This is a genomic window from Duncaniella dubosii, assembly GCF_004803915.1.
Lineage (GTDB): Bacteria > Bacteroidota > Bacteroidia > Bacteroidales > Muribaculaceae > Duncaniella > Duncaniella dubosii.
Map to the genome: position 1 here is coordinate 2378540 of NZ_CP039396.1, position 23904 is coordinate 2402443.

The 23904-nt window shown below is 48.6% G+C and carries 18 protein-coding genes, 1 tRNA gene and 2 rRNA genes; 11 read left to right on the plus strand and 10 right to left on the minus strand.

Annotated elements, in window-relative coordinates; all coding sequences use genetic code 11:
- The first annotated feature begins 2 nt into the window (after nucleotides 1-2).
- The 5 genes from E7747_RS17575 to E7747_RS10365 all read left to right on the plus strand — a co-directional run bounded on the left by E7747_RS17575 (nucleotide 3) and on the right by E7747_RS10365 (nucleotide 4472).
- Nucleotides 3-1256 carry a M64 family metallopeptidase gene (locus E7747_RS17575; protein ID WP_228449313.1) on the plus strand — a complete coding sequence of 418 codons (1254 nt, stop codon included), beginning with the start codon at nucleotides 3-5 and terminating at the stop codon, nucleotides 1254-1256.
- A 123-nt stretch (nucleotides 1257-1379) separates the two neighbouring features.
- Nucleotides 1380-1634 (plus strand): type B 50S ribosomal protein L31, encoded by a 255-nt coding sequence (locus E7747_RS10350; RefSeq protein ID WP_123614388.1) that lies wholly within the window; start codon nucleotides 1380-1382, stop codon nucleotides 1632-1634.
- 195 nt (nucleotides 1635-1829) lie between these two features.
- Complete coding sequence (locus tag E7747_RS10355) at nucleotides 1830-2924, plus strand: lytic transglycosylase (protein ID WP_136415802.1); 1095 nt, start codon at nucleotides 1830-1832, stop codon at nucleotides 2922-2924.
- Between the two features lie 127 nt (nucleotides 2925-3051).
- The gene (locus tag E7747_RS10360) at nucleotides 3052-3726 is read left to right on the plus strand and encodes a hypothetical protein (RefSeq protein ID WP_136415804.1); all 675 of its coding nucleotides are present in this window, start codon (nucleotides 3052-3054) and stop codon (nucleotides 3724-3726) included.
- A 2-nt stretch (nucleotides 3727-3728) separates the two neighbouring features.
- The gene (locus E7747_RS10365; RefSeq protein WP_228449136.1) at nucleotides 3729-4472 is read left to right on the plus strand and encodes a porin family protein; all 744 of its coding nucleotides are present in this window, start codon (nucleotides 3729-3731) and stop codon (nucleotides 4470-4472) included.
- A gap of 124 nt (nucleotides 4473-4596) precedes the next feature.
- On the opposite strand, the gene E7747_RS10370 is transcribed toward E7747_RS10365, so the two are convergent.
- The 8 genes from E7747_RS10370 to rplM form a co-directional block, all read right to left on the minus strand.
- A complete protein-coding gene (locus E7747_RS10370; protein WP_136415806.1) occupies nucleotides 4597-5457 on the minus strand; it encodes an SDR family NAD(P)-dependent oxidoreductase in 861 nt (286 codons plus the stop codon).
- 235 nt (nucleotides 5458-5692) lie between these two features.
- Entirely contained in the window at nucleotides 5693-6349 is a 657-nt protein-coding gene (locus tag E7747_RS10375) for a hypothetical protein (protein WP_136415807.1), read from the minus strand.
- 448 nt (nucleotides 6350-6797) lie between these two features.
- Nucleotides 6798-7532 carry a LytR/AlgR family response regulator transcription factor gene (locus tag E7747_RS10380; protein ID WP_123614373.1) on the minus strand — a complete coding sequence of 245 codons (735 nt, stop codon included), beginning with the start codon at nucleotides 7530-7532 and terminating at the stop codon, nucleotides 6798-6800.
- Between the two features lie 164 nt (nucleotides 7533-7696).
- A complete protein-coding gene (locus E7747_RS10385; RefSeq protein ID WP_136415809.1) occupies nucleotides 7697-8797 on the minus strand; it encodes a sensor histidine kinase in 1101 nt (366 codons plus the stop codon).
- 372 nt (nucleotides 8798-9169) lie between these two features.
- Nucleotides 9170-10162, minus strand: a complete 993-nt coding sequence (gene tsf / locus E7747_RS10390; protein ID WP_123614375.1) for a translation elongation factor Ts — start codon at nucleotides 10160-10162, stop codon at nucleotides 9170-9172.
- A gap of 39 nt (nucleotides 10163-10201) precedes the next feature.
- On the minus strand, nucleotides 10202-11017 hold the full coding sequence (rpsB, locus tag E7747_RS10395) for a 30S ribosomal protein S2 (protein WP_123614376.1): 816 nt from the start codon (nucleotides 11015-11017) through the stop codon (nucleotides 10202-10204).
- A 169-nt stretch (nucleotides 11018-11186) separates the two neighbouring features.
- Nucleotides 11187-11573: a 30S ribosomal protein S9 gene (rpsI, locus tag E7747_RS10400; RefSeq protein ID WP_123614377.1), complete on the minus strand. Its 387-nt coding sequence runs from the start codon at nucleotides 11571-11573 to the stop codon at nucleotides 11187-11189.
- Nucleotides 11574-11580: 7 nt separating this feature from the next.
- Nucleotides 11581-12060 carry a 50S ribosomal protein L13 gene (gene rplM, locus E7747_RS10405; protein WP_123614378.1) on the minus strand — a complete coding sequence of 160 codons (480 nt, stop codon included), beginning with the start codon at nucleotides 12058-12060 and terminating at the stop codon, nucleotides 11581-11583.
- Nucleotides 12061-12455: 395 nt separating this feature from the next.
- Between rplM and E7747_RS10410 the strand changes: the two genes are divergently transcribed.
- Nucleotides 12456-13388, plus strand: coding sequence for a YitT family protein (locus E7747_RS10410; protein ID WP_168185306.1), 933 nt, complete (start codon nucleotides 12456-12458; stop codon nucleotides 13386-13388).
- Between the two features lie 370 nt (nucleotides 13389-13758).
- Here the strand turns inward: E7747_RS10410 and spt are convergent, their stop codons facing one another.
- On the minus strand, nucleotides 13759-14946 hold the full coding sequence (spt, locus tag E7747_RS10415) for a serine palmitoyltransferase (RefSeq protein ID WP_123614380.1): 1188 nt from the start codon (nucleotides 14944-14946) through the stop codon (nucleotides 13759-13761).
- A 245-nt stretch (nucleotides 14947-15191) separates the two neighbouring features.
- Between spt and E7747_RS10420 the strand changes: the two genes are divergently transcribed.
- Nucleotides 15192-16040, plus strand: coding sequence for a lysophospholipid acyltransferase family protein (locus tag E7747_RS10420; protein ID WP_123614381.1), 849 nt, complete (start codon nucleotides 15192-15194; stop codon nucleotides 16038-16040).
- Nucleotides 16041-16083: 43 nt separating this feature from the next.
- On the plus strand, nucleotides 16084-17352 hold the full coding sequence (locus E7747_RS10425; RefSeq protein ID WP_136415813.1) for a sigma-54 interaction domain-containing protein: 1269 nt from the start codon (nucleotides 16084-16086) through the stop codon (nucleotides 17350-17352).
- A 107-nt stretch (nucleotides 17353-17459) separates the two neighbouring features.
- Here the strand turns inward: E7747_RS10425 and E7747_RS10430 are convergent, their stop codons facing one another.
- Entirely contained in the window at nucleotides 17460-18335 is an 876-nt protein-coding gene (locus E7747_RS10430) for an N-acetylmuramoyl-L-alanine amidase-like domain-containing protein (RefSeq protein ID WP_136415815.1), read from the minus strand.
- 655 nt (nucleotides 18336-18990) lie between these two features.
- Between E7747_RS10430 and E7747_RS10435 the strand changes: the two genes are divergently transcribed.
- The 3 genes from E7747_RS10435 (at nucleotide 18991) to E7747_RS10445 (ending at nucleotide 23859) form a co-directional block, all read left to right on the plus strand.
- Nucleotides 18991-20525 (plus strand): 16S ribosomal RNA (locus E7747_RS10435).
- 142 nt (nucleotides 20526-20667) lie between these two features.
- Nucleotides 20668-20741: transfer RNA gene (locus E7747_RS10440), tRNA-Ala, on the plus strand.
- A gap of 216 nt (nucleotides 20742-20957) precedes the next feature.
- Nucleotides 20958-23859 (plus strand): 23S ribosomal RNA (locus E7747_RS10445).
- The 16S and 23S rRNA genes sit together here with 1 tRNA gene alongside, the layout of an rRNA operon.
- Nucleotides 23860-23904 lie beyond the last annotated feature (45 nt).

Below are 23904 nucleotides of genomic sequence, written 5' to 3' on the forward strand. Positions count from 1 at the left end.
TGATGGGGGGTACGAAGGAATTTTCATCACTCGGTTTTGACCGTAATTTTGAGAACAGGACACTTCGCATCGACTATCTGTTTTCAGCGAATCCCGATGGGAAACGCGGTGTACACCTTTCGGGGCAGTCGTCAATGGACGGCTGGGCCGGCAGGAGATACAATCTTTCGGATCTGCCCCTTCAGGGCGCGGGTGTGGTGACGGTGTGCTCGGAGGCCACGGGCGATACGCTCTACCGCACTTCCTTTTCGTCGCTCTACCATGAATGGCTTTCGACAGAAGAGGCTGCGACAACTCCGAAATCCTTCGAGCATTGTGTGCTTGTGCCTTATCCTAAAGAACCGGCGCTGATCCACATCGACCTGCTCGATAACCGGCATGAACCAATGGCCTCGATGAAACACCGTTTTGACCCTAAGGATATTCTGATTGCCAAGAAAGGTCGAGGCAAACTGCCCGACCACCGCTATATCCACAAGGGTGGAGAAAGTGACGAGGTTATCGACGTGGCGATTCTTGCCGAAGGCTATACAAGGGAGGAAATGGACAGCTTCTACCGTCATGCGGAAATAGCCGTTGAATCAATCCTGTCGCATGAACCGTTCAAAAGCAAGGCATCGAAGTTTAACTTTGTCGCTGTGGCAACGCCTTCTGATGATTCCGGGGTGAGTGTGCCTCGCTTCGGCAATTGGAAATCAACCGCATTCTCGTCGAATTTCTCTACGTTCTATTCTGACCGATATCTGACGACATTGCATGTCAAGGATATACACGACGCTATTGCAGGAATACCATACGAACACATCATCATACTTGCAAATACCAATGAATATGGAGGCGGTGGCATCTATAACAGCTATACTCTGACCACATCGCGCCATAAGGATTTCAGCCCTGTGGTGGTCCACGAGTTCGGACACAGTTTCGGCGGCCTTGCCGACGAGTATTTCTATGAGGGCGATATCATGGATGAAAGCTATCCGAAGGACATCGAGCCGTGGGAGCCGAACATCACCACACTTGTCGGCTTTGACAGCAAGTGGAAATCACAGATACCTGATGGCACGCCAGTCCCGACACCTGCCGCCGATGCAAAGAAATATCCGATAGGTGTGTATGAAGGTGCGGGCTATACGTTCAAAGGTGTCTACCGTCCTGCCGACCGATGCAGGATGCGTGACAACACGTGGCCCGTATTCTGTCCGGCATGTGAACAGGCATTGTCGAATCTGATTGATTTCTACGTCAGTGAGTAAAAAATATGGCGTAGAGTTTTGATAAATCGATTAAAATCCATACCTTTGCACCGCCATTACGAATTTATGCGTCCTACCAGCGCAATTTCGGTAACTTTGACAATAAAAACTCCAGATAAGAAAATGAAAGCAGATCTCCATCCTTCCAACTACCGCGAAGTAGTATTCAAGGACATGTCGAACGACGAAATCTTCATCACTCGTTCAACTATCGCCTCAAAAGAAACTATTGAAGTTGACGGCGTGACCTATCCTCTGGTCAAGCTTGAAATCACCAGCTCATCTCACCCCTTCTTTACCGGCAAGCAGAAGCTCGTTGACACCGCAGGTCGTGTGGACAAGTTCATGAGCCGCTATGGCAACCGCAAGAAGAAATAAGACTGAGGCTTATCACTATCATTTTGCTTTAACGCATATCGCGCGCTTCATATCCGGCTGACGGATTGGAGCGCGTGTTGCTTACCGTTTAAAATTGTTGCTATCTGATTGCTTTTTAACCTGAAAAATAAACACTTTGTAGTCTGAATAATTCTGCGTAAATTTGCAAATACTTTACACTGAAAATCATAGTATATGAAATTCACTCGACTCAGCATATTGGGTGCGGTAGCGCTCGGAGCTTCCCTTTCCGGTATTACGGCTTCAATCAAGGATCTACCTACCCGTGAAGTAAATGGCCGTAACTATTACTATTATGAAGTTGCGCCTAAGGAGACCGTATATTCAATCTGTCATCGTCTCGGCATTACCAAGGACGAACTTGTGAAGTCCAATCCAAGTGTGGCTGACGGTCTGAGATGGGGCACTGTATTGTTTTTCCCTGTCGACGTGGAACAGACTGACGAATCACAGTCTTCGTCATCGCCCGCTGCTGTCCGGCCTTCTGAACCGAAGGGGGTCAGCATCATCACCCATCACGTTGAAAAAGGACAGACAATATATGGCATAGCCACCCGCTACGGTATAAGTACAAAAGATCTTATCGAACAGAATCCTATCGTAAGCGAAGGTCTTAAAGCCGGACAGACGCTCCACATCAGTGTCCCCGCCAAGGAATCGGCAGCTACGCAAACTTCTGCTCCGGCCACACCCGCAGCTGCTTCTGCCACCTCTGCTCAGATTAGCCATGAAACTTCGGCCAGCAGTGGATATATAGTCAAAAAGAAGGAGACATTCTATTCTATAGCCAATGCCCACGGCATAACAGTAAAGGCCCTTGAGGCGGCAAATCCCGGAATCACCGTTCTCCGCGAAGGACAGGTGCTGAATATACCTTCAGCTGTCACTCCCGCAACTGTCAGCGTTGATCAGCTTGCAGAGGCCGCAGGAGTCAAGACTGACAGCACGGCTGTCAGCACTCAGGGCGGCGCGCCTACGGTCAGTGTAAACGACCTCGCCGCTGCAGCAGGTGTCCCTGAACATGGGACTGAACTTTCGGTGGCGGTAGTGCTTCCGTTCATGCTCAACGAGGAGACTCCGTCGAAAAGCGCCCAGCGCTACACTGAATTTTATAAAGGATTCCTTCTCGCAGCCGACAGTCTGCGTAACAACGGGACGCCTGTGCGCATAAGTGTGTTTGACACTGAAGGCTCGACGGCAAAGGTTCATGATATCATTGCAAATCCCGAGCTGAAAAACCATCGTCTCATCATAGCCCCGACAATTTAGAGCAGTTTGCCATGCTCGGAGAGTTCGGCCGCGTGAACGGGATAAAAGTGCTCAACGATTTCATAGTCCGCGACGAGACATACCGTACAAATCCTGCGGTCATGCAGGGAAATATCCGAGTGCGATTATGTTTGAGAAAGCAGCTGACGTGATGGTTGCCAGAATGGCGTATACAGTACCTGTTTTCCTTAATCTGACCGACGGTGCCAATGACAAGACCGAATTTATTGATGCGGTAAAGAAACGTCTTGATGGAAAAGGCACGCAGTATAAGACGATAACCGTTGAAGGAAAACTGACAAAAGCGAACCTTAAGGAACTCCCGGCGGAAGGGAATTACACATTCATCCTGAACACCGGCCGTCAGAGCGACGTCAACCGTCTGCTTCCCGGACTGATCGAATGGCGTGATGAAGCTGTAATGCCTTCGATTAAGGTTGTAGGCTATCCGGAATGGATTACGTTCAGAGGCGAGACTCTCTCAAACATGCACAACCTCAATACTCTTGTCTATTCGCGCTTCTTTGACAATGAGGACAGCCCTCGTTCGCGCCGTATTGAAAGTAAGTTCAAGCAATGGTATGGCACCGGGATGGAAAATGCTATTCCGCGTCAGGGCATCCTCGGATTCGACACCGGTATGTTTGTGCTGAACTATCTGAAAAATGCCGGGCATCATTATGACGGTGTGCAGAACGGGTTCAGTTTCTTTGTCCCCGATGGAGCGGCCGGCGACTGCAACGGGTTGCTTTATATAATCAACTATCGTCCCGGCGGACTTATAGAAAAGGCCAGTATCTGAAGATGGACTCCAACCGTTTGATCAAGTTTTTCCGTAGGCTTACTCCCTGCCTCCCTTCCGGCAGAGCCGGATTACTGTTTGTGGCGATGCTTCTGCCGTCGTGTCTTCTGGCTCAGAGGGAGTATTCCCCGAATTTTGCCATAGGAGGCAAGGCCGGTGCGACGCTTTCGAGTGTGTCGTTCTCACCGGAGGTTCACACAAAATTTGCACAAGGTCTCACGATGGGTATAGCTGCGCGATATACGGAGGAGAAATACTTCGGCCTTATCGCCGAAGTGAATTTCACTCAGCGTGGCTGGGCAGAGGATTTCGCTCGCGATGAAGCTCCGCAGTTCAACTACACGCGGACGCTGAACTACATCTCGATTCCGCTGTTGACCCACATCTACTTCGGTTCGAACAAGGTCAGAGGTTTTGTCAATCTTGGCCCGGAAGTCAGTTTCATGCTGTCGAATTCGATTTCAGCGAATTTCGATTATGAAAATTACAGTTCAATCCATGATTTCCCCCAAGGCTACAGGACCAACGAACAGTTGAACATGCCGATTGACCGAAAGTTTGACTATGGAATTCTTGGAGGTGCAGGTGTGGAGTTTATAATAAGACGCAAACATTCGATAATGCTTGAAGGCCGTTATTATTTCGGCCTTGGGAATATCTATAAGGATTCAAAACGCGACTTTTTTGCCGCATCAAGAAACCAGTCAATAGAAATTTCATTGAAATATATGATAAGAGTCCGATAGGCGGCCAGTCTTTCAGCCTTTTGGCTTGAGAATAGCACAAGTGCGAAATTCAATCATGACTACTACGGTCAGATGTTGGATTTCGCACTTGTGCTATTCTGTAAATCAGCATTTCGCAGTCGTGTCAGCTCAAATCTGTCGTGGATGCCGGCGAGAGTGGGGCAGGGACTGCGACCTTTGCCGGAGATTCGGGTGACTGGAGTTGTTTTTCTGTTTTTGTATCGGCCTTGTCTTCGGCAAATGTAGCTTGGGTCGACACGCGTATTGGAAGAAGTTCCCATAGGCGGTCAGGAAGGAGACTCCAAGCCCTGACAAGAAGATTCCATCGCCAGTCGACTATGCAGACCCGTTTGCGGGCGATGATTGCACGTACGATTCCGACGACGGCATGGTCAAGGGTCATTGTCATCGGATAGATGCGGTCGGGATTAAGGAGCGGTGTGCGTATCCATCCCGGACGGATATCTGTGAATGATATGTCAAGACCCTGCATGCGTGCGAGCTGGTCGAGTGCTGTCAGGTAGGTCTGCTGATATTTTTTAGATGCGGAATATGACGCAAGTTCTCCGATTCCGTTTGTACCCGCCACGGATGTGACGGCTGCGATGCGGCCGCGTCGGCCATGCGACCTGAAGTAGCGGAAGGCGGTGTCGATCATGCGTGTGAACCCGACTACATTGGTCTGGGCAGTCGCTGTGTCGTGTTCTGTTACAAGCGCCTCGTTCTCATATCCGATTCCTGCGACATGGAAGTAGATGTCCATTCCTCCGAGACGGTTGATAAGGTCGCGCATACGGTTTGGAGCATCGGTGTCGTCGATGTTAATCTGGGCGTAGCGTATTTTTTCGGGATAGTCAGACTGAAGTTTGCGCAATACTTTCTCCTTGCGCCCGGCTGCTCCGACAAGCCAGCCGGCTTTGGCAAAAATCTCGGCTACGCGCAGCCCTATGCCTGACGTAGCGCCCATTATTACGATTCGTTTCATCTATAAATGTTGATAGGTGAGTATATTTAGTGTCATATAGGTAGAAACGCTGTAAAAGAGTTTATGGTTTATATGTACACGTCATATTGTGCAGTTTTGAAGGTGAAAAGCAAGATGTGGATGGATGTGACAGGATGTCAGACTCCGATGCAAAAATAAAAAAATCGGCCGACTTTTTGAGGTCGGCCGACTGGGATAAGTTTTGTTGTAGTGTGAATTTCTGGAATTCCGATGATTATTTCACAACAACTTTCGAAACCTTTGAACCCTGACGCTTGATGAAGATACCGTTTGAAGGATTATCTACACGCACGCCCTGAAGGTTGAAGTATTCTACGGGAGCGTTTTCGTCAGCAGCAATGTCGGTGATGGCTGACTGGTCAGCAGAAGGGATGAAGCTAAATTCTTTGAGTCTCCATTTAGTACCGTTAGTGTAGAAATTGTAGTAATTGCCAGATACTAAGTCATACTTGACAGATTCGCCTGCGGGAATCTCTTCTAATGGCTTTGCTTCGGATTCAAGCTGGCTTCCATCAGGAAGTGTGCAAGGAATCGTGTTGGTCTGGTCTCCGTTTACTTCCATGTGGATAGATTTGTTGGTAGCTACGGCTGCTGCATATGTAATGGAGAGGACTCCTGACTTGTCGGGTGTAAAACGGATTTCGAGGCCGTTTTGATTGCCACGGACATCGCTACTTTTTGAAAAATCCCATTCTCCAACGCCTACATTTGATCCTTTAGAAGTATTGTCAAGGAATTCAGCTTTGATAGAAGGAAGGTTGACAGTTTTGTTTTCAGGTTCAGTTCCATCGGGTTTCCAAGTTTCAGCGGTTTGAGCAGATGCTGTTAAGACCATAGCTGTTGCGGCAAGAAGAGTAAAAATTTTTTTCATACAAATTGATTTAAGTAAAAATAAAAAAAAAACTAAATAATTAGTTATAAAGGATTCGCGTGATGAACAAAAGGTTTAAATTAATTCTAATTCGCAAATTTCATGGTAATATTATCATGAATTCATACACACGGCAAATTTACACCGAATTATAAATTCTGACAACTATTTAACTGTATTTAACGATGAGTGTTTCGTAAATGGTTTTTCGAATATAGAAATATTAAATGATGTGAAAATTGTCACTTCGGATGTAACTATTTGGAGGGATTGAACGTCTTATATATAAAAGAGAGGATATGACTCTCTGTAATATGAAATTAATTAAGCTTCCATTTTGTAATTAAATCAGCTTAAATTTGCACTGATTTGAATATAAAGCAACAGAGGGTTGGTCGAGATGACCGACCCTCTGTTGCTTTGGGCTTATAAGAGGTGAATATTTTTTTCAGGCTAATGTCCGGCGGTTGATATAATCGGAAAACGCATCCTTGTAGCTGTCGGAAATAGGAATCTGGACTTTCCCGAAAATAATACGGTTGCGTTCGATTATCTTTATTTTTGACAGATTGACAATGAACGATCTGTGTATGCGCATGAATTGTGATGCAGGTAGTGTCTGTTCTAGGGTTTTCATGCTCAGAAGAGTCATGATTGATTTATCGGTGCCGTCGACATAGATTTTCACGTAGTCTTTAAGTCCCTCGATATAGATGATGTCGTTGATGTTGATCTGAACGAGTTTATATTCACTTTTTATAATTACATAGTCGCCATCCGTGAACGCGTTTTCTCCGTTTTTATGAGGTGAGTTGCGCTTGATCAGTTCATGCCAGTTGAGAGCCCGGTTCGCGGCTTCAAGAAACTCCTCGTAGCTGATCGGTTTGAGGAGGTAATCGAGCGCGTTCACCTTGAATCCTTCAACGGCATAGTTGGAATAGGCTGTCGTGAAAATGATTCGTGTCGTCGGGGGGATGATTTTGGCAAACTCTATCCCGTTGAGCTGTGGCATCTGTATGTCAAGAAACACGATATCTATATTATCGTTCAGTATCACAGAGATTGCATCTCTCGGTGATGAGAATTCTCCGATGAATTCAAGAAACGGGGTTTTCTCTATGTAGGATTTGATTAGACCTGATGCGAGGGGTTCGTCATCAATGACGCAGCAGCGGAGTGACATATTGGTGTTATTTAAGTAGGGTTTTATTTCATTCTATACGATTGTCTACATCCATATAGTCTGGTTAGCTATCGTCAATGCGGAAAGATGATATTTAGACTGATTTTTTATTGAAAAGTTTAAAGAGGTCTTAAGATGATTATCCTTTTTTACGACCATCTTGATTATAAATTGGGCCGAATATGAATTTTCAGACATACTTCGTATGATTTGTCTGTCGTCGTTATGTTGAGCTGTGCGTCGCGTCCATATATCAGGTCGAGTCTGCGGTGAAGATTTGATAGTCCGATTCCTCCGCTGTTACACTCGTCCTCAGTGGTAGAAGACGGTAATCTGGTTTGGCTCCCTGATGTCAGGAGGCCGTTCGATGTACGGCATTCAATAGTGTTGTCGTGGGCAGTGACTGATATTTCAAGCGGGATTTCCGGTGTGTGTATCCCGTGTTTGAAAACGTTTTCAATTAGTGTTATGAAAAGTAGCGGTGCGACGCGCAGAGTCTCGTTGTTTCCGGCATCAAGTGTCACGTTGAGTCTTATCGCAGAACTCAGCCGTAGTTTCATAAGGCTTACATAGTTGTCGATGAAAGCGAGTTCCTGTTTGAGTGAGACTGTGGCGGAGGTGTCGTAGAGCACGTAGCGGAGTAGCCGGCTAAGTTCGTGGACTGCTTCCTGTGCTTTGGTCGGAGAGATGGCGATAAGAGCGTATATCGAGTTAAGGGTGTTGAACAGGAAATGAGGATTGAGCTGGCTTTTCAGATTTTTCAGTTCTTCTTCACGCTGCATGTTGACAAGATCCTGCCGTCTGCGGTCAAGCTTTAGCCATTTGTCGCCGAGCCGTAGGGCTGTAGCAAATCCAATTACAAGAATCAACATCACTACGTCGCGCGAGAGCATGCCGATTGATTTTGCAAAATACATGCTTTCGGTCGGCGATGGATGGTTTCTGAGAGGAGTGCGCCCTCCAAGATGGCCTTTGAATCGCCAGATGAGATATATAAGCCCGAGGGCTACTATGATCAGAAGGAAATTGTAGCCGAAAAAACGCAGGAAACGTCGCGGCTTGTCGAATGACTGCTCGATTATGCAGTAGTAGTTGGCATAGAATACTCCTATGAACACAAATGTCTTTGTGTACATCCACATTTTTATCGGCCGTCCCGGATTGGCAAGACTCGATAGAATCTCGGGAAGGATAAAAAGTATGATTATGCAGAGGAGGTGGGTCAGAAAAGTGGTGATACGCTGGCGTGTCAGGATTTCCTTCATGGTTTTTATAAAATTGAGCAATGGAATGTAACAAAAATAAAAATTTTCAGTTTCCCATGCAAATCGGATGGACAATGCAAAGTTTTTCACCGACTAAGATGGTCGTTTCATAACAAATGTTAAGTTAAAGATGGTGTGTTTTCATTTAATTTGTTCATAATCAGAGGGAGCGTATCTGTCGCTATGTGGTTTCTATCCATCACGGGGTGCGACTCATGACAATGGATTTCGGCTTCAACATTTGTTCCTTAAACTTTTTGGCAGTTTTATCATCATTTGCCTTTAAAGCCGGAGGGCTGTCCCGCTGCATTATCAGCGGGACAGCCCTCCTTGCAATATTGCGTTGTTATGACTTTCAGTATTAACTGATGGTTAGTCCTGATTGAGGTTAACGCGCTTGAATGCTACAACAACAAGACCCTTCTGAGTGTTGTCGAGGAACTGGCCTACAGTGAGCTTGCTGTCCTGTACGTATTCCTGTTCCATAAGGCAAGATTCCTTGAAGAATTTGTTGAGACGGCCGTTGGCGATGTTCTGGATCATTGCTTCGGGGAGGTTTGCAGCCTTGGCCTCGGCAGTGACCTTGATGATTTCGCGACCCTTGGCAGCGTCTTCTTCAGTGATCCAACCCTTAGAGATGTTGGATTCGATGTGGTCTTCTGAGTCGAAGTGGTTGGGGTTGAGGCCGGCTTTCTTGAGAGCGGCTTCAACAGCCTTGCGTACCTGCTCCTGCTTGGTCTTTTCAACAGCGACAGCGATTTCCTGATCGATGGTGGCCTGAGGAACATCTTCGCGACTAACAGCAACGGGGTTCATTGATGCGATCTGCATACATACCTCACGGCCAATCTGAGGATCAACGCCTTCGAGGTTGAAGCCTACGATTGCAGCAAGCTTGTTGTTGAAGTGGTTGTAAGCAGCAGTTGTAGGGGCTTCTACAACTTCATAAGCGCCGATTTCAGTCTTTTCGCCGGTCTTGCCGCTTTCCTCAGTGATGAGGTCGGCTACAGTCTGTCCGTCAACAGTGAAAGCCTTGAGCTCTTCGACTGTTTTGAACTTGTTGGCCATAGCGATGTCCATGAGTTTGTTGGCGAGGGCTACGAAGCCGGCGTTCTTAGCAACGAAGTCAGTTTCGCAGTTAAGAGCGAGGACAGCAGCGAAAGTGCCGTCTGTGCGGGCGATTACACAGCCTTCAGCTGCCTGACGGTCTTCGCGCTTGGCGGCTACGGCCTGACCTTTTTTGCGGAGAATCTCGACAGCAGCTTCGATGTCACCGTCAGTCTCGGCAAGAGCTTTTTTGCAGTCCATCAAACCGGCGCTTGTGAGGTTGCGCAGTTTGGTGATGTCTGCCATTGTTACTGCCATAATATAGTTGGAGTTAGAATGTTTTGAAATAATGTTTGATTATTCTGCTTCAGCTGCAGGTTCGGCTGCTACTTCAGCTTCATTTTCGTCCTTGCGGCTTACGCGACGACGGTCACGACGGGGAGCGTCAGCGTTTTCGCCGGCTGCCTTTTCGTCGGCCTTCTCAACCTTGCGTTCTTCAAGACCTTCGGTGATTGAAGCGCATACTGTGTCGAGGATAAGCTCGATTGACTTAGATGCGTCGTCGTTTGCAGGGATTACGAAATCAACGTTTGAGGGATCAGAGTTGGTGTCAACGATAGCAAACACGGGGATACCGAGACGGTTGGCTTCGGCAACTGCGATGTGTTCCTTGCAAACGTCAACGATGAAGAGTGCAGAGGGAAGACGGTTGAGGTCGGCGATAGAGCCAAGGTTCTTTTCAAGCTTGGCGCGCTGACGTGAAATCTGGAGTTTTTCGCGCTTTGAGAGGTTGTCGAAAGTTCCGTCCTTCTGCATCTTGTCGATGGATGTCATCTTCTTCACAGCCTTGCGGATTGTGGGGAAGTTGGTGAGCATACCACCGGGCCAGCGTTCGATAACGTAGGGCATGTTGACGCTCTGAGCCTTTTCAGCGAGGATTTCCTTAGCCTGCTTCTTTGTAGCTACGAAGAGAATCTTCTTGCCGCCCTTTGCGATGTTGCGGAGAGCTGCAGCAGCTTCTTCGAGCTTGGCCTGAGTCTTATAGAGGTCGATGATGTGGATACCGTTGCGCTCCATGAAGATGTAAGGAGCCATTGCAGGATTCCATTTTCTTTTCATGTGGCCAAAATGGCAGCCTGCTTCGAGGAGTTGGTCAAAATTTGGAGTTGACATTGTCTGTTTTGTTGTTGTTTACGTTCTTTAGGAAATTACAACCGTGGAGTAGGGAACGTGTCCATCTCGGCGGTTTAGATACTAAACACTTTCGAGCTTCGTGGCAACCGGCTGTGTCAGGCTCTAAGCACTGATCCGAAAGTAGAGCCATGTCTGCTCTGAAAAAATATTAACGCTTTGAGAACTGGAAGCGTTTGCGGGCTTTGGGACGACCGGGCTTCTTACGTTCAACGACGCGCGGGTCGCGGGTCATGAAGCCTTCGACGCGGAGTGCGTGCTTGTCTTCGGGGTTGATCTTGACGAGTGCGCGGGCGATAGCGAGACGAAGAGCTTCTGCCTGTCCCTTGTAGCCACCTCCGTTAAGATTTACCTTGATGTCGTATTTCTCGGTTGCTTCGAGAGTGAGCAGGGGCTGCTTAACGATATACTGAAGGATGGAAGAGGGGAAGTAAACATCGAGGGGACGTTTGTTGATGGTGATTTGACCGTTTCCTTCTTTAACGATCACGCGAGCTACGGCTGCTTTACGGCGGCCAACTGCATTAACTGATTCCATTCTTCAATTATTTAATTTTGTTGATGTCGATAACTACTGGATTCTGTGCTTCGTGGGGATGGTTGGGACCGTTGTAGACGTGCATGTTTTCGATGATTGCACGGCCGAGACGGTTTTTGGGGAGCATGCCTTTCACAACCTTGATGAAGAGAGGGTGATAGCCGGGCTTGAGGTGCTTGTTGAGCGACTTCTTCATCATGATTTCGGGGGTAGCGACGCGCTGACCGCCGGGATAGCCGGTGTATGAAAGATATTCGCGGTCAGTCCACTTTTTGCCTGTGAGACGAACCTTGTCGGCATTGATGATGATTACGTTGTCGCCGCACTCGATGTTGGGTGAGTAGCTGGGCTTGTTCTTTCCACGAAGAATCAAGGCGACTTTGGCACAAAGGCGACCGAGCACCTGATCGGTAGCATCGATAACGACCCAGTTGTGTTCAACGCTCTGCGCGTTGGGAGTAATGGTCTTGTAGCTTAAAGTATCCACGTTAAATGTTTAATTAATAGAAAGTTACTTTTGACATCTCCAAGGCTTGACTTGGCCAAAAGTTTAGGCCGGAGGCTGTCGGGTTTATTAATTGGACATAATCGGTCTGCAAAGGTAGTCATTTTTTGGTGATTAGCAAATGTGTTTTATGAATCTTTAACATTTGGCTTTGCCGTTTATTTTGCGAGTCAAGCGAGGGGGGCTTGCAAAGAATCGTTACGAAACCTGACTTTTTTGCGTCACATTATTATATAAGGTTGTAAATTTCCTTTACGGGCCGGAAAGCAATATCGTCATATCATTTGGAGGAGATGATGAAATGACTTAAATTTGCGAAGTAATCATTCATCAGTTCAAATATAGCAATAATGACTTTTACAAGAAAACAATTATGGATGTCGAGTCGCGACTACATAATGATTACGCTGGCTGTCCTTATTTATGGATTTGGCTTTTCAGCTTTCATCCTGCCTGAAAAGGTGGTGATAGGCGGTGTGACCGGTCTCGGTACGATTGTTTATTTCCTTACGGACAATCCCTATTCAATCGGTATCACACAGTATGCCATAAATCTTGTATTGCTGGCTATTGCATGGAAGATTGTCGGCCATTCTTTTGTTTACAGGACTCTCTACGGGGCGACGGCAATTTCGATTGTCGTGACTTTTATGCCTCCGTTGTTTGACGGTCCGCTTGTCCCGGATCAGCCGTTTATGTGTGTGTGCATCGGTTCGGTGCTCTCAGGACTCGCTCTCGGAATCGTGTTTATTCATAACGGCAGCACGGGTGGAACGGATATTGTCGGTGCGATTGTCGCCAAGAAGACCAACGTTTCGGTCGGACGCACGATGCTTTATGTCGATTTTGCGATTATATCTTCGAGCTATCTGTTTTTCCACAATATCACGACTGTGGTCTACGGTTTCATTGTGTTGTTCATTCTGACATACATGGTGGATCTGATGATCAACACCAACCGTCAGGCTGTTCAGTTTATCATTATCTCGAAGCACTGGGAAAAAATCGCCACGGCCGTCAACAAGTATGGCCGAAGAGGAGTGACGGTGCTCGACGGAATGGGCTGGTACACCAAGCAGCATCTGAAGATATTACTTATAGTGAGCCGTAAGTCGGAATCAGTGACTATTTTCAGAATTGTGAAAGATGTCGATCCTGATGCGTTCATTACTCAGGGAAATGTGAACGGTGTCTACGGTCAGGGATTCGACCGCATCAAGCTGAAAGCTGACCATGAGCTAAGCAAGAAACTTGGCGAAGAAGCCGACCCTGAGTTCTCGGTGGCCAGTGCCTCTGATGTCAAATCCTGACAGTTGAGAGAACGGTATTTTAGCGTGGCCTTCTCCGGCGGAGTGTAACGTCGAGGGAGGCCACGCTGCTTTTGATGGCTTTTGAATTCAATGCGTGTGGCCGTGTCATGGTCTGTCGCGGATGCTCTGAAATCATTTTTATGCGAATATTTCGTATATTTATGAAAATGTAGTATCTTTGCACAGAATAGAAATATTCGCATCCCTATACTCCGGCCTTTACTTAGTCTAATTGATTTTGTTTATGGATATTTGGATTGTCTATGATTCACTTATTATTTTTAACGTAAATCCATAAAATCAGCGCCCCGTTTTCAATTGAGAAAACGGGGCGCTGATTTTATGGATTGTTTATTTCTGACGGATGATATCAGTGGAGAACGTCATATTTGCGGAATATGCGTGTGATGGTCTCGAGAGCGCGGTCGACCTGCTCCATTGTATGGGTAGCCATGAGAGAGAAGCGGATGAGAGTGTCGGTGGGTGCTACGGCCGGTGAAACCACGGGATTGACAAATATGCCTTCTTCGAGGAGGTCGTGGGTGATTGCAAACGTCTTGAAGTCGTCGCGGATGAATAGGGGGATGATCGGTGTCGAAGTGTTGCCGATTTCAAATCCCTGTGAGCGGAAGCCGTCAAGCGCGTGGTTTGTAAGCTTCCAGAGATTTTCCTGACGCTCGGGTTCGGTCTGCATGATTTCAAGAGCCTTGAGGGCTGCTGCAGTCGATGCAGGTGTGATGCTCGCAGTGAATATATAGGAGCGTGAGTGGTGACGGAGATAGTTGGTGACTTCTTTGTTTGTGGCGATGAATCCTCCGAGAGATGAGAATGATTTTGAGAATGTGCCCATGATAAGATCCACATCGTCTGCCAAGCCGTAATGGTGAACGAGACCGCGACCGCCTTCTCCGAACACGCCGATGCCGTGTGCTTCGTCAATCATGAGGCTGGCGTCATACTTCTTTGCGAGTTCAACCATCGCGGGTATGTTGGCGACATCACCTTCCATAGAGAACACACTGTCGCTGACGATGAGTTTCACTTTGTCGGGAGCGCACTTTTGGAGCTGCTTTTCGAGCGACTCCATGTCGTTGTGTTTATATTTTAACTGCTGGCTGAATGAAAGACGGCGGCCTTCGATGATCGAGGCATGGTCCTGCTCGTCCCAGAGAATGTAATCCTCACGGCCGGTGAGGCAGGAAACAACGCCGAGGTTGACCTCGAATCCGGTTGAGTAGACCATTACGTCTTCCTTTCCTATGTATTCAGCGAGTTTTGCTTCAAGCTCTTTGTGGATGTCAAGAGTTCCGTTCAGGAAGGGAGAACCGGCACATCCGGTGCCGTATTTGCGGGTTGCTTCGATGGCGGCTTCTTTTATGCGTGGGTCGTTGACAAGACCTGTGTAACAGTTTGAACCGAACATCAGCACTTTCTTACCGTTGATGATAACTTCAGGATCCTGTTCGCTTGAAATTGCTCGGAAATAGGGGTAGACTCCGGCCGCTTTGGCTTCCTGAGGCGCTGTGTATTTGGATAATTTTTTCTGTAGTAAATTCATAATCGGTAACTTACTTCCGCTTTTAACTATATGACTATGCTTTATTTTGCAGAGCGCAAAGGTAGGCATTTTTTCACATTTTTATACTTTTTGTGCGTGATTTAATTGTTAATTTTACGAAATGAGGCTTATTTCATGCTCTTGTTTGTGCATTTTAACCACTGTTTTGGGTTAATGGGGCATGCTATGACAAAGAATTGTTGGATTTTTGCTAATTTTGCATCCTTAAATAAGAAACCAACTGTATGGAAACTAATGAAACTGCTGTGGTCAAGCGCACGGTACTTGACTATGATGATATAGTGAAGATGGCTCCTTTCCTTAACGGTAAGCGCCGTCTTGTCAATTGGTTCATGAAGCTGCTTGATATTGACAAGGTCAATTGGATTCATGACCACAATTTTGACACTCCTGGCCCGCAATTCTGCCGTGGCTTGCTTGAAGACCTTAACATAAAGCTGCGGATCGACAATGAAAAGGTGCTCGATAATCTTCCCGAAGGTGCGTTCATAACTATCAGCAATCATCCGTTTGGCGCGCTTGACGGCATTACGCTGATCGATATCATCGGCCGTCGCCGTCCCGATTTCAAGGTAATGGTCAATATGATTTTGAACTACATAGTTGCAATGCGGCCGAATTTTATTGCTGTCGATCAGACCGCAAGCGATGATCCGGCCAAGAAAGCGGTGTCGATGAAGGGGATCAAAGAGGCTATAATGCAAGTGCGCAAGGGACACCCCATCGGCTTCTTCCCCGCCGGTGCTGTCGGCAATTACAACAAGCACCTGAAATTCGAGGACCGCGAATGGCGTGAATCGGTCATCCGTCTAATCCTGCAGCTCAAAGTGCCGGTGATTCCGATATTCTTCCACGGTTATAATAGCTGGTGGTTCCGTATGCTCGGCATCATCAGCTGGCAGCTCCGCACTCTCCGTCTGCCGGCCGAGGTGTTTCGCCGCAAGAACGACACGCTTCATATATCCGTGGGCGATCCTATTTCGGTGGAAGAGCTTGAGGCTCATTCCGGCTCTCTGAAGGAGCTGAGCGACTTCCTTCGTGAGCGCACATATTCACTCAAGGCGATAAAATAAGGGCAATCATAGTCTCTGTCATAATTTTTGTAATTCAGAAGGCATGCAGCTTAATCTTCAGGAACTTCCCGCCGAAATCGTGCAGGCCAAACAGCGCTATGGCATCGTAGGTAATGCCCCCGGGCTTATAGCTGCCGTTTCGCGTGCCATACAGGTCGCACCGATTGATCTTTCTGTATTGGTGACCGGCGAGAGCGGTACGGGCAAAGAGTTTTTTCCTAAAATCATACATGGGTTTTCATCGCGCAAACATTCCAAGTATATTGCTGTCAACTGTGGCGCGATTCCGGAAGGTACTATCGATTCGGAACTTTTCGGACATGAGAAAGGTTCGTTCACCGGGGCCATATCTTCGCGTAAAGGTTATTTTGAGGAGGCTGACGGTGGCACGATTTTTCTCGATGAGGTTGCCGAGCTTCCGCTGACGACTCAGGCACGCTTGTTGCGCGTGCTTGAAAGCGGTGAGTTTATAAAGGTCGGTTCGTCGGCTGTCCAAAGGTCAAATGTCAGGATTGTGGCGGCAACCAATGTCGATATGGCAAAGGCGGTCGCTGAAGGCCGTTTCCGTGAAGACCTGTATTATAGACTGTCGACTGTATCTATACAGATTCCGCCTTTACGTGACCGTGGCAACGACATCGCGCTTCTCGCGCGTAAATTTGCCTCTGATTTTGCAGAGCGCTATACGATGCCGGCGATTTCATTTGACGACTCGGCACGCGCTGCATTGTTGCGTTACAGGTGGCCGGGAAATGTCAGGCAGCTGAAGAATGTCGTCGAACAGATAGCTTTGTTCGAATCCGGCAACACTATTGACTCGGAAATCGTCGGAACATTCCTCCCTGCTGGGTCGATGAACTACACTCCGGTCGCTCCGCATACTGAAAGTGCTCATGAGTATGAGTCGGAACGGGATGCGCTGTTCGGCATGATTCTTAGACTCCAGCATCAGATCGAAGCACTCAATATTCGCATTGACGAGCTTACTTCCGAATCCAGCAGCGTTCCTTCCGGCGCTTTTCAGCCGGTGGAAGATGTCCTGCCGCGTGGAGAGGAAAGCTCTGTGAGGTCAATAGTGAGATTTCAGCCGTTTTCGTCATCGTTTCCTCCTGCCGGTGGAAATTCATCAGGCTCAGTTAATGATATGGTGACTGTGCAGTCTTCTCCTGTCACCCTTGAAGACACAGAGCGCGACACCATCCGTCGGGCTCTTGAACGAAACGGAGGTAAGCGCAAGGAGGCCGCCCGCGAGCTGAATATTTCAGAGAGGACTCTCTATCGCAAGATTAAAGACTACGGCATAGATTTGTAAACCTGTGTTTACAATATAATAGCATCCCCATAATAGCATCCCCGGCTAAACTTACATGTGGTTTCACATTGTTAGCCGGGGATGCTATTATATTATTATGGTTGATCCTACTGAGTTTGCAACCTTATAACGCGTATGCCTGTCAGGTTGGAGGATTTCCGCATATATTCTGCAAGAGGTAATTTATCAACTACTACTTTTCCTTCCCGGGATGATGCGTGCAGAAGATGTGGTCCGTCTTTCTCGATTACGATAAGCCCGACGTGGCTTACGTCTAATCCACCGATCTTTGTAGTAAGGGCTACGATGTCGCCACCTTTGAGTGCGTTTGTCACTGGTTTTGATGTCAGTCTGGCTGATTTTATATATGGAAATCTGTGTGAGCGATATCCGACTTCCATATTCTTGATGCCTTCAAATGTAGCTGAATCTTTTAGCGCAGGATAAGAGGCGCGGTTGTGCGACATGTAGTCGAGGGTCTTTATCTGAGAGTCGGATTGAGGTATTCGGTCTGTCACCTCTTTTATATAGCCACGGTGGATGTTTGTGACAATCCAGTCGCTGAAATAGTGGAGGCGCGATGCGTATCCATTGGTCTCTCCTTGGCGGTAACGGAGCGATTCAAGATTATTGGCGAAATCCTGCCAAGAGTTCTTCCTGTCTTCGATGGTAAGGGCGAGAGCAGTTACGGTTTCGATAAATGTAGTGCAGTCAAATTCGTCAAGATTTATTGTAAGCGTTTCAGGCTCCATTTCAAGTGTCCCGCTTTTGTATGGCATGCCTACAAACTGTCGTCCGATAAACTCCATAAGCTTGTTCGGATTTGATGCACTGAAGTCGGTAGCCTGAATCAGAAGCTTTGTGATTTTTGTTGTATCCGTACTTTCATTATGCCATCTGATTTGTGAAGGTGTTACTCCGCGCAAGGTAAACGGTATTAATAGAGAAGTTGCTATATATAATAATGTGATTATTTTTCGCATGGGTTTTCTTGGTTATTGGTTCGACTTGCAAAGAGTATTTTTTTGTAAGGCCAAAATTACTCAAATCTTTAATCATTTCAAAATTGAAGTAGTGTAATGATGGGCGTTTTTATACTGTAATTGTGAAAATATGTAATTAAATATGGCTGATTGGATTATAAGCGTTAAATTTATGTTAAAATGCCATGGGAAATTTGGAGGTAAAGGAGAAAGTGTCTACCTTTGCACTCGCTTTTGAGAAGCAAACCTCACAGAGGCGAGGGACTGAGAGATTGAAACGCTGAAAGACATTGAATTGTTCGACGATGAAATGTTAAACAAATGTTAAAATCTCGAAAAGATTTGCAGGTTTCAAAAATTTGATTTACCTTTGCAAAGTTTTTCCGCTGAACGCCTGATGAGGCAAGTGCGATGAAAGCACAGAGCACATTGAAAGAATTACAATAGACATTGAAAGTAGTACAAGAGTCAATAAAAACAAAAGACTCTGTCAATTCTACCGACAATCGCAATAGATATAACGAACGGACATCCCGGACGGGGCGACTCTCGACGGTTTTTCTGTGAAGGCAAAATAAAGAACAGAACAGAACAGACGGTCTTTCTTGCTTTCCTGCTCTATTATGAAATAGAAAAGAAAAAGAAAAGATAGACAACAACGAAGAGTTTGATCCTGGCTCAGGATGAACGCTAGCGACAGGCTTAACACATGCAAGTCGAGGGGCAGCGGGGGAGTAGCAATACTCCCGCCGGCGACCGGCGCACGGGTGAGTAACACGTATGAAACCTGCCCGTAGCAGGGGGATAAGCGGAAGAAATTCCGTCTAATACCGCGTAACAACCCATGGAGGCATCTCCGTGGGTTTAAAGGAAGCGATTCCGGCTACGGATGGTCATGCGTCGCATTAGCTTGTTGGCGGGGTAACGGCCCACCAAGGCGACGATGCGTAGGGGTTCTGAGAGGAAGGTCCCCCACACTGGTACTGAGACACGGACCAGACTCCTACGGGAGGCAGCAGTGAGGAATATTGGTCAATGGCCGCAGGGCTGAACCAGCCAAGTCGCGTGAGGGATGACGGTCCTATGGATTGTAAACCTCTTTTGTCAGGGAGCAAAGGGCGCCACGTGTGGCGTTTTGCGAGTACCTGAAGAAAAAGCATCGGCTAACTCCGTGCCAGCAGCCGCGGTAATACGGAGGATGCGAGCGTTATCCGGATTTATTGGGTTTAAAGGGTGCGCAGGCGGAATGTCAAGTCAGCGGTAAAATTTCGGGGCTCAACCCCGTCGTGCCGTTGAAACTGGCGTTCTTGAGTGAGCGAGAAGTATGCGGAATGCGTGGTGTAGCGGTGAAATGCATAGATATCACGCAGAACTCCGATTGCGAAGGCAGCATACCGGCGCTCAACTGACGCTCATGCACGAAAGCGTGGGTATCGAACAGGATTAGATACCCTGGTAGTCCACGCAGTAAACGATGAATACTAACTGTCCGGGCAGAATGATGCCTGGGTGGTACAGCGAAAGCGTTAAGTATTCCACCTGGGGAGTACGCCGGCAACGGTGAAACTCAAAGGAATTGACGGGGGCCCGCACAAGCGGAGGAACATGTGGTTTAATTCGATGATACGCGAGGAACCTTACCCGGGCTCAAACGACGGATGGATGTTTCTGAAAGGAGGCAGTCCTACGGGACATCCGTCGAGGTGCTGCATGGTTGTCGTCAGCTCGTGCCGTGAGGTGTCGGCTTAAGTGCCATAACGAGCGCAACCCCCATCGCCAGTTACCAGCAAGTAAAGTTGGGGACTCTGGCGAGACTGCCGGCGCAAGCTGTGAGGAAGGCGGGGATGACGTCAAATCAGCACGGCCCTTACGTCCGGGGCGACACACGTGTTACAATGGCAGGTACAGAGAGAAGCGATGCGGCGACGCAGAGCGGAACTTCAAAGCCTGTCTCAGTTCGGATTGGAGTCTGCAACCCGACTCCATGAAGCTGGATTCGCTAGTAATCGCGCATCAGCCACGGCGCGGTGAATACGTTCCCGGGCCTTGTACACACCGCCCGTCAAGCCATGGAAGCCGGGAGTGCCTGAAGTGTGCAACCGCAAGGAGCGCCCTAAGGTAAAACCGGTGACTGGGGCTAAGTCGTAACAAGGTAGCCGTACCGGAAGGTGCGGCTGGAACACCTCCTTTCTGGAGCGGAAAAGCCTATGGCGTTCCGTACCGAGATGGCCGTAGCGACTGTCGCAGGCAGGGTCTTCGGACATTGACGGTACTGCTTTCAAGGGTTCTATTGAAAACCCCGCGGATATCCCTTGAGGGACTCCACGGATACGGGGGATTAGCTCAGCTGGCTAGAGCACCTGCTTTGCAAGCAGGGGGTCAACGGTTCGAATCCGTTATTCTCCACACAAGAAAGAGGACATTGACATACTGGAAGCGAAGATACGCGAGACTCCATTGAAAAAATATGGAGCTTGCATAATCGAAGCAAACACAACGAGTAAATCAAATCAAGCGAAACACGAGGCAACTCTGTTTCTTTGAATCGAGTCACAACAACAGGACGATTTCAGAGAGCGAGCCGAGTGATGTTCGAACCGATTGAAAAATACTAAGGTCATAAAGAAAGGAGATAAGGGCACATGAAGGATGCCTGGGCTCTCGGAGGCGACGAAGGACGTGATAAGCTGCGAAAAGCTGCGGGTAGGAGCAAATATCCCTTGATCCGCAGATGTCCGAATGGGGCAACCCACCGGCTTCCGGCCGGTACCTCCCATATAGGAGGGGCAAACCCGGGGAACTGAAACATCTCAGTACCCGGAGGAAGAGAAAATAAACCAATGATTGCGCAAGTAGTGGCGAGCGAACGCGCAAGAGCCCAAACCGGCCGCGTTTCGGCGCGGACCGGGGTTGTAGGACCGTCGACGAATGGACAGCGGGCGCATAGCCGAACCTTCTGGAAAGGAGGGCCGCAGCGGGTGAGAGCCCCGTAGGCGAAATGCAAAGGCTGACAGAGACGGCACCTGAGTAAGCCGGGACACGAGGAATCCTGGCCGAATCCGCGGGGACCATCCCGTAAGGCTAAATACTACCGAGAGACCGATAGCGAACCAGTACCGTGAGGGAAAGGTGAAAAGAACCTCGAACAGAGGAGTGAAACAGACCCTGAAATCATGTGCCTACAAGCGGTCGGAGCTGTTTAGTACAGTGACGGCGTGCCTTTTGCATAATGAACCTACGAGTTACCGTCGTTGGCGAGGCTAAGCACTTCAGGTGCGGAGCCGAAGCGAAAGCGAGTCTGAACAAGGCGCTTCTAGTCAGCGGCGGTAGACGCGAAACCAAGTGATCTACCCTTGGGCAGGTTGAAGGTGGGGTAACACCCACTGGAGGACCGAACCGGTAAGCGTTGAAAAGCTTTCGGATGACCTGAGGGTAGGAGTGAAAGGCCAATCAAACTTGGAGATAGCTCGTACTCCCCGAAATGCATTTAGGTGCAGCCTCGGGCGCAGTACCGTGGAGGTAGAGCGACTGATAGGATGCGAGGGCTTCACCGCCTATCAAGTCCTGACAAACTCCGAATGCCACGGCACGGTCCCCGGGAGTGAGGGCGCGGGTGCTAAGGTCCGCGTCCGAGAGAGGAACAACTCAGACCACCGTCCAAGGCCCCAAATCCGGGCTAAGTTGAAGACAATAACGAGGTGGGATTGCAAGGACAGCTAGGATGTTGGCTTGGAAGCAGCCATTCATTTAAAGAGTGCGTAACAGCTCACTAGTCGAGTGATCCCGCATGGATAATAATCGGGCATAAGTCCGGTGCCGAAGACGTGGAATCATGCGTAATGCATGATTGGTAGGGGAGCATTCCGGTAACCGCTGAAGGCATGGCGCGAGCCGTGCTGGAGGAGCCGGAAAAGCAAATGTAGGTATAAGTAACGACAAAGGGGGCGGGAAACCCCCTCGCCGCAAGACCAAGGGTTTCTGATCAACGCTAATCGGATCAGAGTCAGTCGGGACCTAAGGGGCAGCCGCAAGGCGTACCCGATGGAAGAAACGGTCAACATTCCGTTACTCCTGTATGGAGTGATGTGGAGACGGAGAAGTGACACTCCCGCGTGCTGACGGAATAGCACGTTGAACCGCGTAGGTATACGCCCGGCAGGCAAATCCGCCGGGGGTGCTGAAACGGGACAGTACGGAGAGCCCCCGAGGCAATCCGACAGCGGAGGTAACCATGCTCCCGAGAAAATCCGCTAAACTTAATCCATGCAGGACCCGTACCCCAAACCGACACAGGTGGTCGGGTAGAACATACCAAGGCGCTCGAGAGATTCACGGTTAAGGAACTAGGCAAACTGACCCCGTAACTTCGGGATAAGGGGTCCCTCCCTCCGGGGAGGGCGCAGAGAATAGGTCCAGGCAACTGTTTAACAAAAACACAGGGCTGTGCGAAATTGAAAGATGAAGAATACAGCCTGACACCTGCCCGGTGCCGGAAGGTTAAGAGGAGATGTCACCGCAAGGGAAGCATTGAATTGAAGCCCCGGTAAACGGCGGCCGTAACTATAACGGTCCTAAGGTAGCGAAATTCCTTGTCGGGTAAGTTCCGACCTGCACGAATGGTGTAATGATCCGGACACTGTCTCAACCGTGAGCTCGGTGAAATTGTAGTATCGGTGAAGATGCCGATTACCCGCAACGGGACGAAAAGACCCCGTGAACCTTTACTGCAGCTTAGCACTGTGACCGGGTGTGCGATGTGTAGGATAGTCAGGAGACATCGAAGCGGTGACGCCAGTCACCGTGGAGTCGGCGTTGAAATACTGACCTTTGCACATTTGGTCTCTAACTCGCGTTGGCGAGGACACTGCTTGGTGGGTAGTTTGACTGGGGTGGTCGCCTCCAAAAGCGTAACGGAGGCTTCTAAAGGTGCGCTCAGGCCGATTGGTAACCGGCCGCAGAGTGTAATGGCACAAGCGCGCTTGACTGAGAGACAGACAAGTCGAACAGGTAGGAAACTAGAGCATAGTGATCCGGTGGTTCCGTATGGAAGGGCCATCGCTCAAAGGATAAAAGGTACTCCGGGGATAACAGGCTGATCCCTCCCAAGAGCTCATATCGACGGAGTGGTTTGGCACCTCGATGTCGGCTCGTCACATCCCGGGGCTGGAGAAGGTCCCAAGGGTTAGGCTGTTCGCCTATTAAAGTGGCACGCGAGCTGGGTTCAGAACGTCGTGAGACAGTTCGGTCTCTATCTGTTGTGGGCGCGGGAGATTTGCGAGGCCCCGACACTAGTACGAGAGGACCGTGTTGGACCGACCTCCGGTTTACCGGTTGTTCCGCCAGGAGCACCGCCGGGTAGCCGCGTCGGGTAAGGATAAGTGCTGAAAGCATCTAAGCACGAAGCCCCCCTCAAGATAAGATCTCCACACAAGGGCCGTTTAAGACGAAGACGTAGATAGGCCGCAGGTGCAGGTACGGTAACGTACACAGCCGAGCGGTACTAATCGCCCAAACCCTTTCTTGGGAGCAATCCCCAAAATAGCCTTCCCATTGATGGAAGGACAGTTTC

Excerpts from the sequence above, each read along its gene's own strand:
- E7747_RS17575 (WP_228449313.1), top strand. The coding sequence starts at position 3 with ATGGGGGGTACGAAGGAATTTTCATCACTCGGTTTTGACCGTAATTTT.
- E7747_RS10350 (WP_123614388.1), top strand. The coding sequence starts at position 1,380 with ATGAAAGCAGATCTCCATCCTTCCAACTACCGCGAAGTAGTATTCAAG.
- E7747_RS10355 (WP_136415802.1), top strand. The coding sequence starts at position 1,830 with ATGAAATTCACTCGACTCAGCATATTGGGTGCGGTAGCGCTCGGAGCT.
- E7747_RS10360 (WP_136415804.1), top strand. The coding sequence starts at position 3,052 with ATGTTTGAGAAAGCAGCTGACGTGATGGTTGCCAGAATGGCGTATACA.
- E7747_RS10365 (WP_228449136.1), top strand. The coding sequence starts at position 3,729 with ATGGACTCCAACCGTTTGATCAAGTTTTTCCGTAGGCTTACTCCCTGC.
- E7747_RS10370 (WP_136415806.1), bottom strand. The coding sequence starts at position 5,457 with ATGAAACGAATCGTAATAATGGGCGCTACGTCAGGCATAGGGCTGCGC.
- E7747_RS10375 (WP_136415807.1), bottom strand. The coding sequence starts at position 6,349 with ATGAAAAAAATTTTTACTCTTCTTGCCGCAACAGCTATGGTCTTAACA.
- E7747_RS10380 (WP_123614373.1), bottom strand. The coding sequence starts at position 7,532 with ATGTCACTCCGCTGCTGCGTCATTGATGACGAACCCCTCGCATCAGGT.
- E7747_RS10385 (WP_136415809.1), bottom strand. The coding sequence starts at position 8,797 with ATGAAGGAAATCCTGACACGCCAGCGTATCACCACTTTTCTGACCCAC.
- tsf (WP_123614375.1), bottom strand. The coding sequence starts at position 10,162 with ATGGCAGTAACAATGGCAGACATCACCAAACTGCGCAACCTCACAAGC.
- rpsB (WP_123614376.1), bottom strand. The coding sequence starts at position 11,017 with ATGTCAACTCCAAATTTTGACCAACTCCTCGAAGCAGGCTGCCATTTT.
- rpsI (WP_123614377.1), bottom strand. The coding sequence starts at position 11,573 with ATGGAATCAGTTAATGCAGTTGGCCGCCGTAAAGCAGCCGTAGCTCGC.
- E7747_RS10410 (WP_168185306.1), top strand. The coding sequence starts at position 12,456 with ATGTCGAGTCGCGACTACATAATGATTACGCTGGCTGTCCTTATTTAT.
- spt (WP_123614380.1), bottom strand. The coding sequence starts at position 14,946 with ATGAATTTACTACAGAAAAAATTATCCAAATACACAGCGCCTCAGGAA.
- E7747_RS10420 (WP_123614381.1), top strand. The coding sequence starts at position 15,192 with ATGGAAACTAATGAAACTGCTGTGGTCAAGCGCACGGTACTTGACTAT.
- E7747_RS10425 (WP_136415813.1), top strand. The coding sequence starts at position 16,084 with ATGCAGCTTAATCTTCAGGAACTTCCCGCCGAAATCGTGCAGGCCAAA.
- E7747_RS10430 (WP_136415815.1), bottom strand. The coding sequence starts at position 18,335 with ATGCGAAAAATAATCACATTATTATATATAGCAACTTCTCTATTAATA.